The following is a 13,693-nucleotide window of genomic DNA, read 5'->3' as shown; positions in this document are numbered from 1 at the left end:
AGGGAGGCGAACGTGCGCCCGAAGGACGTGGAACCCTCGCCCGTTGCTGGCCCTACTCAAATTCGCTACGTCCACAGGTTTCGGCAGGACCAGGATCGCGATGCCCACAGCGAGCTCAATCTGTTGGCGGTAACACGACCTGGCCTCGATGTCCGTGACCACTTCTACGCTGCTGGCGGAGCGAGCCGTCAGTCAGTACGGAGTTGGGATGCCACCTCACCTCAGTCAATCCGAACCAGGCCACCGAGCGGATGCGCGAGGCTGGGGCGAAGACCCTGTACCCGGGGGCGGACAGTCCATGGCACTGCGGCCGTACGACCTGCACGGGACAAGGCGCAAACTGCTGCCTCCGATACCACAAGGGACAGTGCCGCCACTTCAAGTAGTTACACATATTGCACTTGGTGCACTTGTTTCATACACTTGAGGGTGATAGCAGCCACTCAAGCTGAGGACGTACCTGTGCCCGTGACCCGCCAGGAACAGAAACCGGCCAAGCAGAAGATGCACCCCACCGACGACAGTACGACGACCTTCAGCCACGAGGTCGAGACCTCCCGCACTCGGAAGAAGGTGCCGCGCAAGCGCCCCACCGAGAACCCGCCTGCACTGCGTGGGACCCAGGCGCAGCGGACGCGGAAGGAGCAGCGCAAGCGCAGCGTCGAGGAGGCCGTGCCATGCCTGCGTGACGCCCTCACCAGCAGTGCCGAGACGTTCCACATCACCGTCGCCGAAGCGGGCAAGGTCACCATGGAGGTGCCACGCGAAGCCCTGGCGGTCCTCATGGAGACCATGGCGCTCATCACCTCCGGCCGCGCCGTCGAGGTAATCGCCAAGAGTATGGAGCTGTCCACTATCCAGGCAGCGAAGGCCCTCGGCGTCTCCCGGCCGCACCTGGTCAAGCTGCTCGACAAGGGCGTGATCGACTTCCGCATGGTCGGTACCCACCGCCGCGTGGACGTCGCATCCCTAGAGGGCTACCGACGACGCGAACAGAACGCGCAAGCCCAACGTCGCCAAGCCGCGGTCGCCTCCGCCATCGGCTCCACCGAGGCCGAGGGGCTGCGCGTCAGCGCAGACACCACCGCCGGCCTCGACGCCTACGCACGCGGAGAGCTCGACGCCGCAGCCTTGCGCGCCCGCACCCTCGCCCGCTACACCCGTAAGGCCGCTGAGTGACCGACCCCTACAGCGAGCCCAACGGCGTCCTCCGAAACAGTCTCGGCATCACCGACGCAACCGAGCTCTCCGAGGCCGAAGCGGACATTGCCGCCGTGGAACTCGCCATCCTGGACGCCGAGCCGCTGCCTGGCAGCTACGACCTCGCACACCTACAAGCGTTCCACCGGCAGATCTTCGGCAGCGTGTACCCGTGGGCCGGGGAGCTACGAACCATTGAAATCTCCAAAAGCACATCATTCTGCCCGTCGATCCACATTGCCTCCTTCGCAAAGGACGTGTTCCGCAAGCTCGCCGACAACGGCCACCTGCAAAACTTGGACCGCCTGCAGTTCACCCGAGCCCTGGCCGACCTGTACGGCGATGTGAACGCCATCCACCCCTTCCGGGAAGGCAACGGCCGCACCCAGCGCGCCTTCCTCGCCCAACTCGCCCGCGAAGCCGGATACACCATCTCTTGGCAGGACATGGACCAAGAGGAGAACATCGCTGCATCGGTGGCCAGTTTCAACGCGAACAACGACCTACTGGAGAAGATGCTCGACGCCCTGGTACGTCCCGCCTGACTGGCGTCCGCCGACGGCGCCGTCACCGAGATCGGCCTGCCGGTCACGACCTCTCAGCTCAGTCATCGCAAGCGACGAGTTTCCATACAAGATCGCCCCAGGTTCCTTCCCGGACCGCCCGGGAGGCCGACTCCTTGAGTTCCAGAGCGACCTGAGTGAGCATTTGATGTCGATTCGCGATGGCCATTCCGGCATTCTTCGTCCCCATTTATCACCAATGCGCACAGCCTAAAATGCCCGGAAACTCCCTGCACGTAGGGAGTTTTCACCCCCATTCCTAAACCAGACGGAATCCGAGCGTCATGTACGAACCAAACGGTCAGCTGGGCCGATGCGCTGAAAAGTATGAACAGGCCATCCGGCGTTAATCACCACAGAAAACGCTACCCACAAAAGGGATGCAGCGTCAGAAACCTTCCCTGAATTCCCACTGAGGGCCCTTAAGGACTTTAGTCCTGAGCCGGGATCCGATGTCCCGCAGAACCCGGCACTGAGCCCTGACGACCCACAGGGTTCCGGTCACCGACTTCCCCAGTGCCCAATGCACGTGGCGGAGCGGTCGGGCGGGTCTCCTGACGGGGCGGTATTCTCAGCGGCCCGGCCGACGTGGTGTCATCCAGGGATGGAAGCGGTTCTCACAAGTGCTGTAGCCGTCGTCGGGATCCTCCTCGGCGGGTGCTTCAGCTACCTGGTGCAGCACCGGATGACCATCCGGAACGAGCGGTTTGCCCGCTGGCGGTTCGTCCAGGAGGAACGAATGGCGGCGTACAGCGCGTACGCGGCCGCACTCGCGCACTGTCGGCGGGGCGAACTCGACCGCTGGCACCGGGCCCACGAGAATCCTGGCAGTGCGGAGGCGACGGAAGCGCGCGTCGAGTCCTACCGGCTGCGCTCAGTGGCGCGTCAGGAACTCTTCCGGCTCCGGCTCGTCGCCCAGTCGCCCGGCCTCGTCCGGCTGGCCGAGGAGGCGCTGGACCGAGTAAGCGTGATCCACAAGGCTGAGGACGAGCAGGAGTGCCACCGCAGCGGTGACGCTGCCCGCGAGGCAGTCGAGGCCTTTGTTAAGGCGGCTGGGCAGCAGATCGTCTCCTGATCTCGGCCTTTCCGAAGGCGCACCGCTAATCGCAGTGGCGCAGTTCGTCGCGGATGTAGTCGGCGACTTCGCTCGGACAGCCGGGCAGCGCTAGCAGCCCTGCTGCCCTGCCCTCGCGCCGCTTGCCGTCGATGTTCAGGACCGCCTTGGCGATCGCGTACTTGATGCCGGGCGTGAGGTCCGTACGCACGAAGAGGCCGTCCAGCCAGTGCAGTCCCTCCGGGTCACGGTGGCAGACCCCCTTGAGCAGGGTCGCGGCTGTGTTGCGAACCGTGCTGCCCATGATCTGGGATGGCATCGGGGTTAGCAGTTCGGTCAGCAGCCCACGGATTTCCGCACGGCTGAGCCTGGTACCGAGGAGGGCCCCACACATGGTGGAGACGTCCTGGAGAGCGGCTGAGTACCAGCCCCTCTGCTCCCGCCGCCGTTCACGCTCCGCGGACGGTGCGGTTGATGCCGAGAGCGTGGACGATCCCCCCTCCTTTGGCTGCGCGTCCGGCAGACGACTCCGGGTGATGGCGTACACCTCCATCACCTCGTCCCGCCCGAGCGTCGCGTGCTCGTTTACGCGGATGATCAGTTTCAGGAGGCTTCTGATGAGGTTGGGGTCCTCGTCGGTCGCGACCGCCTGCCGCATACGGGCGGTTGCCGTCCCGAGTAGCGGCCTCGCATGCTGGGTGAAGACGGCGTCGACGACGCGGGACCGGTCCAGAAAGATCTGCGTCAACCGCATGACCGCGTCGGTGTGCGGGCTGCGGAACAGTTCGCACAGCCAAGGCGTCAGTTCGTCCCACGGCAGGTCCTCAAGCTCCTGAATGATCTTGACCGCCGTACCCGCCACTGTTTGGCTCTCGCCCTCCAATACGGCGGCCGACAGCCACGCGCGTGCCTTCTTGTCCTGATGCGCGAGCCGGCTCTCCAGCCGAGCCCGGGTCTTAAGGCTCTCGCTGTTACGGCCGTTCGTATCGCTCAGACCGGTGTCTAGCTCACGGAGTCGGTCCGCGACGGCGGCCAGCACCGTCGTGGAGCCACTGTTCACCCATGACTTCAGCATGCTGCGCACTACATGCGGCTTCACCCTCACCGTCTTGAGGTCCTTCAAGATCCGCAGGTGCTCCTCGACCAGGTCGCCCGCCAACACGACCTGGGCCGGCCACACGTTCCTGGGGGCGGCCTCGCGGGCGGCGTCCAGGGCTCTGAGCACGCGCAACCGGGTTGCCAGCGGGAGCGCCGTGTTCTGCAGGCAGTAGGCGACGGAGGACAGGTTCGCGGTGCGACGGGGGTCCTCGAAGCCCAGTGCCAGCAACTGTCCCGCGAGCCAATCGGCGTGATCCGCTGCCAATTGGTTGAGGACGTTGACGTGCCGGGTAATCTCCCCGCGGCGTTCGAGGATGTCGCTCACCACGCCCGCACGGACATCCAGATCCGTCGCACCGAGCCGGGCCACCAGCTTGATCTGGGCGTTGTCCCAGTTCTTGGGGAGCTTTGCGGCCAGCAGTTGCCGCCAGGTGGTCCAGCCCCGCTCCCTCCGTACCGTCGGGCACTCCCAGAACAGCCGCATGGTGCGTACGGCGTCGTCGTTGCTGAGCGAGGGCGGGCAGGGGACCGCGAGGACACAACGCGCGAATTCCGCCGTCTGGTCCTCCAGCCCCGGGTCACGAAGATGCACGAGGATCGCCGTCCGGCGTGCGAGGTCGCCCAGGCCCGGATAGGTCTCGCGCAGGACGGTGAGTACCTCCTCCGGCACCTTCTTCCGGTTCTTCCGAGTCGGGTCCGGGGCCAGGTCGAGTTCGAGGTCCTGGTCCACGACGCCCGGGAGCGCGGTCAGCAGGCGGTGCGGATGGTTCTGCCAGACCACCTGATCGGCCGGATCGAGGTGCCGGCGCGCGGCGCAGACCGCCGTCAGGCCTTCCCCCAGGCGGGTCGGCAGCTCCTCCGCCGGCGTACGGGCCAGCAGTCTCGCCAGTGCGTTGGCCACAGGCCCGACAAGCTCGGCCGGATGGTCGCCGACTGCTGCGACCAGTGCTTCGTGCGCGGCGCCCAGATGCCGGGCCGGGGCGTCGCCGAGGTCCAGGGCCACGCTGCGCATCAGGGTCGGGTCGGCACGGACCCGCTTCAGCGCATCGGTGAGGGCGTCCTCCTCGACGCGCCCCAGAGAGGACACGACCTGCGTCCTGGCCGCCTCTGTCGTGTCGGCCGGGACACGTGCTGCCAGGTCCCGGTAGTCGTCGTACAGCGTCGCCTGGGATAGCAGAGAGGTCGTGAGCGGCCACAGGTTGCTGTGCCCGGAGCCGAGCGCCCGTAGCAGTCGGGCGATGGCGGCGCTGTGTGTTCCCTGCCTGAGCAGCCAGCGCGAGTGCGCGTACTCGCCGAAGCTCTGGTGGAAGAATTCCCAGTAGGTTTCGCCGTCGAGGACCAGGCCTTCGCTGATGGCCTGCCCCATCCCCTCGGCAAGTGCCTTGTTCTCGTTGATCGCCCTGTCCAGCTCCCCCTTGGGCACCTGGACGCGCAGCACGCCTTCCGGGGTCAGCAGCAGCTCGGCGAGAGCGTAGACCCACTGTTCCTTGTGGGGTGCCGGCAGGCCTCCACTGGTCCGTACCCTGGCCTGCCAGTAGTCCGCGAGGAGCTGATTGGTCGTCAGGTCCTCCGGAATGTGGCCTTTGTTCGCGTAGACCTCGCAGGCCATCGCCAGCCGCACGGGCAGTGCGCAGATTCGGCGCAGCGCGCCAGGCACGGCGACTCGCCCCCGGAGGACACTGAGGAACTCCACATCGGACGGAGTCAGCCCGCTGGCTCCCGCGGCGCCCCGCAACAGGTGGTGTTGTGCCCAGTCGACGATCTCGGTCTCCGAGAGCATCGGCATCGGATTCTCGACCAGTCGGCCGGCCAGGCGGGGCGCGCTCTGACCGGGGTACCGCAGATGCCCGCGGTACTCAAGGTCGCGGCAGGTCAGGACGACGTGGCCGATTTCCAGTGCCGCGCCGAGCACCGACGAAAGCCCCGGAAGCGTCCGGGCGTCGAGGACCAGGTCGAGAGTGTCGACGAGCAGTGTGACCGTGCCGTACGCCGCGCGCAGCCGGGTGAGGAGGTCGATGATCCCCTTCCCACCACCGGGCCGCACGGCCTCGCCGATCGCCCGGTCGGCGCTCTCGAACCCCTGGCACAGGGTGTCCTTCGGTAGCTGCGCGCAGGACAGCAGTGCCACAGCGCCCTTCTCGGTCTCCAACTGCTGCAACAGTTGCCCGAGCAGCACGCTCTTGCCGATACCGCCGTCACCGGTCAGTGCCAGTACCACTCGCTGTCCGTCGGCATTGATCCCGCCGGACCCGTCTCCGCTCTGTGCGTCCCGCTTTCGCAACGCGGTGTCGAGCAACTCGGCTCGGAGTACCGGTGTGAATCGCTGGGCGTCCAGGCCCGCCCGGTCGGACGCCAGTACCCTCGGCAGTTCCGGCGCGGCCTTGGCCGACCGGGTGTTCCTCTTGGCATCCGCCCGGTCGTGCAGGTCCTTCCAGTATGCCTCGGAGCCCCTGACCCCTGAGATCCGGCCCGTGCCAACGCAGGCCTTCAGCAGACCGCGCACAACTTCGAAGGACGGGGCTTTCGCGACACGCTTCCGCAGAATCGTGGAGATCTGTGTTCTCCCGAGCTTTGCCGCAGGGTGCAATTGGCTCTTCTCGACGAACTGCTCGACGAGTCGGATGGCATCGGACTGCTTCAGCCCCGCGTCCTTCAGCAGACGTCCCAGTTCTTCGCACAGACGGCCGAGGTCGCCCTCCGCCGGTTCAGGTTCCGCCACGAACCGGTTCCCTCCCCGGATGTTCCGACAAGCGTCTGCGATCCACGTTACGCCCAACTCCCGTACCGGCCGACTGTCCTGAGTACACCCGCTGCACTCGGGCAGAACCGCCGATTGGGCTCCAGGCATTTGCGCAGCGTGTCCCGCCAGGGCTTCGGCAGCACCCCTACCTCCGGCCGGCCACCCATCGTCCGCGTCGAGATCTCCAGTGGCGTGCCCTCGTACGGGAAACGCCCGCCTGCCGCGTAGAGGATCACGGAAGCCAGGCTGAACAGGTCACGGCGTCGCAGCGAGCCGTCCCCGATCGCGGCCACTCCGAAGTCGATCAGGAAGAGCCGCCCGCCGGGGCCGGTGAGTACATGGCGCGGCTTGATGTCGCCGTGGTGGATCCGTAGCCGGTGCAGTTCGACCACCAACTGACTGATGCTCACCGCGAACTGCCGTAGGTCGGCGCCGTTCAGAGGGCCGTCGGCCCGGATCAGCTCCTCCAGGGACGGCCCAGTCAGGTATTCGCTGCTGGTGTATCGGTGTTCGCCGTCCCAGCCCGCGCTGTACAGCCTGGGGCTGAGTGAGTCGGGGGCCAGCCTCAGCGTCTCGACCTCACGCTCGAATGCCTCGAGCGACCTGCGGTCGTGGCGCCTCTCGGCGCGCAGCACCTTGACTGCGGCACTCTCGCCGCGGTTGTTCCTGCCGAGGTACACGACGGCCTGGCGACCGGCACCGATGCGGCCGAGGAGTTCGAAGCCGCCGACGGAGGTGGGATCCGTCGTCTTCAGCGGTACGGGGCCCACCGGGGTCGGCGTGTTTTGCGGTTCAGTCGGCTCCTCGGAGCCCTGGGAGTTCACCATGCCGGTGACTTTTCCGCACCCGCCCGGCCCGCCGGGGAAACTCCGGAGACCATTCTCAGAACCCAGCGAAACACCAGTTCAGAGCCCTTTCCGGAGCCTCCGGCGCCGGACGGATCGGCCACCGGAGACCCGGTACCGAGCCCCGGCGGCCCAACCACCGCAGAGGGGAAGGCTGGTGCTGTCCGGGGTCGACCGGTGATTGCCGCCCACTGACCATGTCGGGGGTCGGCGCGGACGAGAACCCCATGTGTTTCTGATCAATAGGTCATGCAGCCGGCGGCGTGGCAGTTGGCACAGCAGTGCATGCATGGCGGAGGAGCAGGAACTCAGGGCGGCCGGACAGCGCCCCCGATGTCGCGAACGGCCAGCTCAGGAGCCCCACTCGTCCCCACACTCCACTCCAGGGACTTTTCAGGGACTTTCAGCTCTGTCTGAGGGACTTCCGAGGGACTTTCCGCCGCCTAACGCGGCAAACCCCCGAAAGACCGGAAAGGGCCTCCGTCCCAGATCAGAGGCCCTTTCCCGGGAAAAGCAGCAGGTGGCGGCAGACGAGTCGGGCTGTACGCCGGGTTCTGTGCCCCGGTCCCTCGCGGGAGTCGGGGTGACGGCCATCCATCTAGGGCCGGTGTTGCCACCGGCCTCGTGCGGTCTACCCGCGGACTTGGGCGGGCAGCCCTCGAACGTCCGCGCAGGGCGCTTTTTACGGCGCCCCTCTTGACCTTGCTCCGGGTGGGGTTTACCTAGCTGCCCAGGTCGCCCTGGGCACTGGTGGTCTCTTACACCACCGTTTCACCCTTACCGAGGACCGAGGTCCCCGGCGGTTTGCTTTCTGTGGCACTGTCCCGCGAGTCGCCTCGGGTGGCCGTTAGCCACCACCCTGCCCTGTGGAGCCCGGACGTTCCTCGGGAAGCCCCCCGTCAAGGGGACTCCACGCGGCCGTCCGCCCGGCTCGTCTGCCGTGTCGACCATGTTACCGGGCGGGCGGGCCCCTTCGGTGCCGAGGCCAGGGTCGCCAGCACCGAGCCGGTGAGGATCAGCGCGAAGGAGACGGCGATGGTCGGGGTGAAGCTCTCGCCCAGGAAGAGGGCGCCCGCCGCCACCGCGACCGCCGGGTTGACGTACGTGATCACGGTCGAGCGGGTCGGGCCGATCTCCTTGATCAGTTCCAGGAAGGCCACGAAGGCCACCGCCGTGCAGAGGACGCCCAGGGCCAGGAGGGAGAGCAGGGCGTTCGTGGAGGGGACGGAGGAGGGCCAGGTCGCGGCCGCCGCGGGGGCGTAGACCAGGGCCGCCAGGGTCAGGCAGGGGGCTATGAGCTGAAGCGTCGGGACGTCCTTCAGGCGGCGGGCCGCTATCAGGGGGGCCGTCGCGTAGCCGATGACCGTGAGGAGGACCTCGGCGAGGGAGCGGGCGTCTCCGCCGGTGAGGTGGGGGACGGTCAGGACGCCGACGCCGGCGAGGCCGATCAGGAGGCCGGCGATCCGGCGTACGCCCAGGTGTTCGCGTTCGCCGCCGAAGTAGCGTGCCGCCACCACGCCGACGATCGGTACGCCCGCTATCAGCAGGCCGGCCGTGGAGCTGGAGAGGTGGCGTTCGGCGTCCGTGAGGGTGAACCAGGGGCCCATGATCTCGATGCACGCGAAGGCCAGCATCGGCCGCCAGTGGGCGCGGAGCACACCCGGCAGGCCGCCCTGGCGAATCGCCAGCGGGAGGAGGAGCAGGGCGCCCACCGCGCACCGCGCGAACACCACCGTCGACGGGGACACCTCGTCCACCGCCACCTTGATCATCAGATAGGGGATGCCCCAGATCACTCCCATGAGGGAGAACAGGAACCAGCCGCGTGCAGTCATGCGCCAAGCATCGGTGTCAGTACCGTTCGGCGTCTTGAACGCTGTTGCGGTAGGCCGCCGGGGTCACCCCCAGCACCCGGCGGAACCAGCGGGTCATGTGGGCCTGGTCCGCGAAGCCCACGAGTGTGGCGGCCTGCGCGGGGCGCAGGCCCGAGTCCAGGAGGGCGCGGGCCCGGGTCACCCGGTACTGGGCCAGCCAGGCGTACGGCGGGACGCCCATCGTCGTACGGAAGGCGCGGAGGAGTTGGTAGCGGGAGAGGCCGAGGTCGGCCGCGAGGTCGGCGAGGGCGGGCGGGGCGGTGAGTTCGTCGGCGAGGCGGTCCCGGACGAGGAGGGACAGGCCGTGGGCGCCGGGGATCCCGTCCCGCGCCGGCCGCGCCGTGGAGTGGCGGCGGGAGAGCGCCGTCAGCAGCCAGGGGAGGCGGTTCTCGGCCTCCAGCGGGTCCGGGCAGGCGGCCAGGTCGGTGTGGGCCTGGCGGATGGCCGCGGTCAGTTCCGGGTCGTCGACGACCGGGTCCCGGAAGTGCGGTACGGCGTCCAGCGTGCCGTCCGCCAGCAGGGCCGGGTCCGCGTACAGGGCGCGGTAGGCGTAGCCGTCGGTCGGGGTGGCCGGGCCGCCGGTGTGCATCTCGCCGGGGGCCAGGACGATGATCGAACCGGGGCCGGTGTGGATGCGGCCGCCCCGGTAGGCGATCACCTCGGAGCCGCCGACGCACACCCCGATCGAGAACTCGGCGTGCGTGTGCGGGGCGTACACGTGCTTGTCGAAGCGGGCCGTCAGCATGTCGAGCGGCGGGCCGCAGCGACCCAGCCGTGCTCTTGTCCACCGTGCGTCTTCAGCCACCTTCGGCACCCCCTCGCGCTAAGGGTGCAACGACTTCAGGCCCCGTTTCCATGCCGCGTCCAGGTCGGCGTCCTCCGGGAAGCGGCCGTGGATCTCCAGGACGACCATGCCGTGCGCGAACGCCCAGGTGGCGCGGGCCAGATCCCGGTCGCCGCCGCAGGCCCGCAGGAGCGGGAGGGCGGCCCTGTCCTCCAGGCCCGCCGGCAGGAGGGTGCGGGGCAGGGGGCGTTCCGTGGCCAGGCAGTAGAGGTGGGGGTGGGCGAGGGCGTAGGCGCGGTAGGCCTGGGCCAGGGCCTCCAGGGAGCCGGGGGTGCGGGACTCCGCCGACTCCGCCACCCCTGCCGACTCCGCCGACTCCAGGGCCGCCGCCGACTCCAGGGCCGCCGCCGACTCCTCCAGCATCAGCGCGGTGAGTTCGACCTCCACCGCGTGCTTGTCGGGGAAGTGCTTGTAGAGCGACGGTGCCTTGATGCCGAGGCGGTCGGCGAGGGTGCGCATGGTGAGCAGGGCGGGGCCGGACTCCTCCAGCAGCTCCCGGGCCGCCGCCACGATCTCCCGCGCCCTCGGCGTCAGCCGGTCGGCCACGTCGGTCGGGGCGGGCGCGTCGGCCACGTCGGTCATGTCAGTCCCGCCAGTCCCGTCAGTCCCGTCAGTCCCGTCAGTCCCGTCAGTCCCGTCAGTCCCGTCAGCCACGCTGGAAGCCTTCCTTCGTCCGCAGTCCGTATCCGAAGGCGCGATCGTACGAGATGTGGGCCAGCCAGCCGCACAGCGCGGCGAAGGCCGGGGGCCAGGCGAACGGCCCGAAGGCGTACGCCACCAGCAGCGTCAGCGGCACCAGCGCCCGGTGCATCGCGTTGTAGTACGGCACGGCGCGCGGCGCCAGCTGCCCCTTCGCCATCCGGGGCGCCTCGTCGAGGGCGACCAGGAAGGTGAGGTCCGGGAGGACCAGGAAGAGCAGGGCCAGGGCGCCGGCGAGCCAGCCGTGGTTCACACCCTCCAGGATCGCGAACGCCGTCCAGAACAGGGCAGCGGCCAGCCAGGCCGTGCGGCGGGCCACCGTGATGGTGGCGGTGCGGAGGGCGGGGGTGACGTTCGTGGTGCTGGTGCTGGTGCTGGTCATGGCTGCCTCCAGGGGGCAATTCAGCCAACGCCGTTAGCCATAACCGTATGGCTAACGGCGTTAGCCGTCAAGGGAGGCGACTGCCGGACTACCCCGCCATCCGCTCCAGCGCGTCGAACGCCGCCGCCATCCGCTCCCGGTGGTCCGCGACGATCTCCGCGAACGGGTCGCCCGCGAGCTGACGGCGCACGGAGGTGACGCACACCGATCGGTACGCGGCCACGGTCACGGCCGCCGCCAGTTCCGGGTCGGCCAGCCCGGCCTCGGCGAGCGCTCCGGCCAGCGCCCGCTCCACCTCCTCGACCGCCTCACGGGCACGGGCACGCAGCGCCGGCGAGTCGGCGACGACCGGCCAGAAGCCCCCGAAGTTCTCGCCCACCCCGCCCAGCGGATGCCGCGCGTCGATGAACCGGAAGGCCAGGCGGCGCAGCGCCGCCAGCGGGGCCTCGCCGGGCGCGCGGTCCCGTACCGCACCGGCGAAGGCCGCGACGGCCTCCGGGATGCGGTCGAGGAAGAGGTCCTCCTTGCGCGGGAAGTAGTTGAACACGGTCATCGCCGACACCCCGGCCGCCCGCGCGACCTCCGCGACCGTCACCCGGTCGAAGCCGTGCTCCCGGAACATCACCGTCGCGACGTTGGAGATCCGCTGCCGCGTCTCCCGCTTCTTTCGCTCCCGCAGGGACTCCCCCGGCCCGCCCGGCCTGTTTTCATCGATCACAAGGAAAACTATAGCCGCTCGAAACTTTTAGTGACTACAGTGAAGTCATGAGCGAAAGCATGGCGACTACAGACACCAGCAAGAACGACAACGACAAGAGCGTCCAGAACGGGACGGACTTCGACGTGGTGGTGGCCGGCGGCGGGCCCGTCGGGCTCTTCCTCGCCGGTGAGCTGCGGCTCGGCGGCGCGACCGTGCTGGTCGTGGAGCGGCTGGCCGAGGTGGACGAGACCATCAAGGCCGGCGGGATCAACACGGCCGGCGCCGTGAGCCTCTACCGGCGCGGGCTGCTGCCCGACCTGGCGGCGGCCTGGGAGCGGAACCGGTGGCGGATGCGGGCCTTCCTCGGGGACCAGAAGCGGGAACAGGGGGCCGACGCGCCCCGGACTCCCCCGAAGTTCGCCGGGCACTTCGCCGGGATCATGATGCGCGGCGACCTGTTCGACGACTCCGACCCGGCGTTCGCCGACATCGGCCCCGCCGACGGCGTCGGCCTCGGTGTCCCGCAGGTGGAGCTGGAGCGGATCCTGGGCGCCCGCGCCGAGCGCCTCGGCGTCGAGGTCCGCCGGGGCGTGGAGCTGACCGGCTTCGACGCCGACGGCGACGGAGTGGCCGACGGGGTGGCCGTACACCTCGACGGCGGCGACACCGTCCGGGCCGGCTGGCTGGTCGGATGCGACGGCGGCCGGAGCACCGTCCGCAAGCTCGCCGGGTTCGACTTCCCCGGTACCCAGCCGGAGATCACCGGTTACCAGGCGGTCGTCGAGATGAGCGGCGGCGAGCGGCTCGGGGTCGGCTGGAACACCACCGACGTGGGGACGTACGTCAACGGGCCCTTCCCCGGCCGGATCCTCACCGTCGAGTTCGACGGGCCACCCGCCGATCGCTCGGCGCCGGTCACCGCCGGGGAACTGCAGACCGCCCTGCGCCGGGTGTCGGGCGTGCCCGAGGTGACCGTCCACGAGGTGCACTCCTCGACCCGGTTCACCGACAACGCCCGGCAGGCGAGCGGTTACCGCAAGGGCCGGGTGCTGCTCGCGGGGGACGCGGCGCACGTGCACTCGCCGTTCGGCGGGCAGGGGCTCAACCTCGGGCTCGGCGACGCCATGAACCTCGGCTGGAAGCTGGCCGCCGTCGTACGGGGGCTCGCGCCCGACTCCCTCCTGGACAGCTACACCGCCGAACGGCATCCGGTCGGCGCCTGGGTGCTGGACTGGACCCGTGCCCAGATCGCGGTGATGCGGCCCGACCGGCATGCCCGCGCCCTGCGCCGGGTGGTCACCGGCCTGGCGCTGACGACGACCGGGACGACGTACCTCGTCAAGCAGATCTCCGGTGTCTGGCAGCACTACCAGCTGCCCGGCGAGCATCCACTGACCGGGCAGAGCGCCCCGGACCTGGAGCTCTCCGACGGCACCCGGCTCGGCGACCACCTGCACGCCGGCCGTGCCGTCCTCCTCGACCTGGCCGACGACCCGAGGCTGCGCGCCCGCGCGGAGGGGTACGGAGACCGGGTGGACGTCGTCACCGCGGCCTGCCCGGGGCGGCCGGAGCTCACCGGTCTCCTCGTCCGGCCCGACGGGTTCGTCGCCTGGGCCGCGGACGGGACGGACGGGAACGACCGGGGAGACGACCTCGGCGACGCCCTTACCCGCTGGTTCGTGGCCGCGTGACCA

10 protein-coding genes, 1 other RNA gene and 1 pseudogene are annotated in these 13,693 nt (G+C 69.2%); 4 read left to right on the top strand and 8 right to left on the bottom strand.

Annotation, left to right across the window (positions count from 1 at the left end; translation table 11 throughout):
• Positions 1–468 precede the first annotated feature (468 nt).
• From ACGF5O_RS01245 to ACGF5O_RS01235, 3 genes are all read left to right on the top strand, one after another.
• Positions 469–1,179, top strand: coding sequence for an excisionase family DNA-binding protein (locus ACGF5O_RS01245; protein WP_393807850.1), 711 nt, complete (start codon positions 469–471; stop codon positions 1,177–1,179).
• The gene (locus tag ACGF5O_RS01240; RefSeq protein ID WP_393807849.1) at positions 1,176–1,745 is read left to right on the top strand and encodes a Fic/DOC family protein; all 570 of its coding nucleotides are present in this window, start codon (positions 1,176–1,178) and stop codon (positions 1,743–1,745) included. Before ACGF5O_RS01245 ends, ACGF5O_RS01240 begins: the two co-directional genes overlap by 4 nt.
• 622 nt (positions 1,746–2,367) lie before the next feature.
• On the top strand, positions 2,368–2,838 hold the full coding sequence (locus tag ACGF5O_RS01235; protein WP_393807848.1) for a hypothetical protein: 471 nt from the start codon (positions 2,368–2,370) through the stop codon (positions 2,836–2,838).
• A gap of 25 nt (positions 2,839–2,863) precedes the next feature.
• Here ACGF5O_RS01235 and ACGF5O_RS01230 read toward each other — a convergent pair whose 3' ends face one another.
• From ACGF5O_RS01230 to ACGF5O_RS01195, 8 genes and pseudogenes are all read right to left on the bottom strand, one after another.
• Positions 2,864–6,634, bottom strand: coding sequence for a hypothetical protein (locus ACGF5O_RS01230; protein ID WP_393807847.1), 3,771 nt, complete (start codon positions 6,632–6,634; stop codon positions 2,864–2,866).
• Between the two features lie 47 nt (positions 6,635–6,681).
• Positions 6,682–7,482 carry a serine/threonine protein kinase gene (locus ACGF5O_RS01225; protein WP_393807846.1) on the bottom strand — a complete coding sequence of 267 codons (801 nt, stop codon included), beginning with the start codon at positions 7,480–7,482 and terminating at the stop codon, positions 6,682–6,684.
• Between the two features lie 545 nt (positions 7,483–8,027).
• An RNA gene (gene rnpB / locus ACGF5O_RS01220) (RNase P RNA component class A) lies at positions 8,028–8,434 on the bottom strand.
• A 115-nt stretch (positions 8,435–8,549) separates the two neighbouring features.
• Positions 8,550–9,272, bottom strand: a pseudogene (locus ACGF5O_RS01215) (DMT family transporter); the annotation flags it as partial.
• Between the two features lie 79 nt (positions 9,273–9,351).
• A complete protein-coding gene (locus ACGF5O_RS01210) occupies positions 9,352–10,119 on the bottom strand; it encodes an AraC family transcriptional regulator (RefSeq protein WP_393808388.1) in 768 nt (255 codons plus the stop codon).
• Between the two features lie 78 nt (positions 10,120–10,197).
• Positions 10,198–10,800, bottom strand: a complete 603-nt coding sequence (locus ACGF5O_RS01205) for a TetR/AcrR family transcriptional regulator (protein ID WP_393807845.1) — start codon at positions 10,798–10,800, stop codon at positions 10,198–10,200.
• A gap of 64 nt (positions 10,801–10,864) precedes the next feature.
• Positions 10,865–11,299: a DUF4260 family protein gene (locus ACGF5O_RS01200; RefSeq protein WP_393807844.1), complete on the bottom strand. Its 435-nt coding sequence runs from the start codon at positions 11,297–11,299 to the stop codon at positions 10,865–10,867.
• Between the two features lie 88 nt (positions 11,300–11,387).
• Entirely contained in the window at positions 11,388–12,014 is a 627-nt protein-coding gene (locus ACGF5O_RS01195) for a TetR/AcrR family transcriptional regulator (RefSeq protein WP_393808387.1), read from the bottom strand.
• Positions 12,015–12,076: 62 nt separating this feature from the next.
• Between ACGF5O_RS01195 and ACGF5O_RS01190 the strand changes: the two genes are divergently transcribed.
• Complete coding sequence (locus tag ACGF5O_RS01190; protein ID WP_393808386.1) at positions 12,077–13,690, top strand: FAD-dependent monooxygenase; 1,614 nt, start codon at positions 12,077–12,079, stop codon at positions 13,688–13,690.
• Positions 13,691–13,693 lie beyond the last annotated feature (3 nt).

It is taken from the genome of Streptomyces sp. NPDC048291, assembly GCF_043201715.1.
Classification (GTDB): domain Bacteria; phylum Actinomycetota; class Actinomycetes; order Streptomycetales; family Streptomycetaceae; genus Streptomyces.
This window is presented reverse-complemented; position numbering and strand designations above follow the sequence as displayed.

Coding starts and splice junctions, on each gene's coding strand:
- ACGF5O_RS01225 (WP_393807846.1), bottom strand. CDS start 7,482: ATGGTGAACTCCCAGGGCTCCGAGGAGCCGACTGAACCGCAAAACACG.
- ACGF5O_RS01190 (WP_393808386.1), top strand. CDS start 12,077: ATGGCGACTACAGACACCAGCAAGAACGACAACGACAAGAGCGTCCAG.
- ACGF5O_RS01235 (WP_393807848.1), top strand. CDS start 2,368: ATGGAAGCGGTTCTCACAAGTGCTGTAGCCGTCGTCGGGATCCTCCTC.
- ACGF5O_RS01205 (WP_393807845.1), bottom strand. CDS start 10,800: ATGACCGACGTGGCCGACGCGCCCGCCCCGACCGACGTGGCCGACCGG.
- ACGF5O_RS01210 (WP_393808388.1), bottom strand. CDS start 10,119: ATGCTGACGGCCCGCTTCGACAAGCACGTGTACGCCCCGCACACGCAC.
- ACGF5O_RS01200 (WP_393807844.1), bottom strand. CDS start 11,299: ATGACCAGCACCAGCACCAGCACCACGAACGTCACCCCCGCCCTCCGC.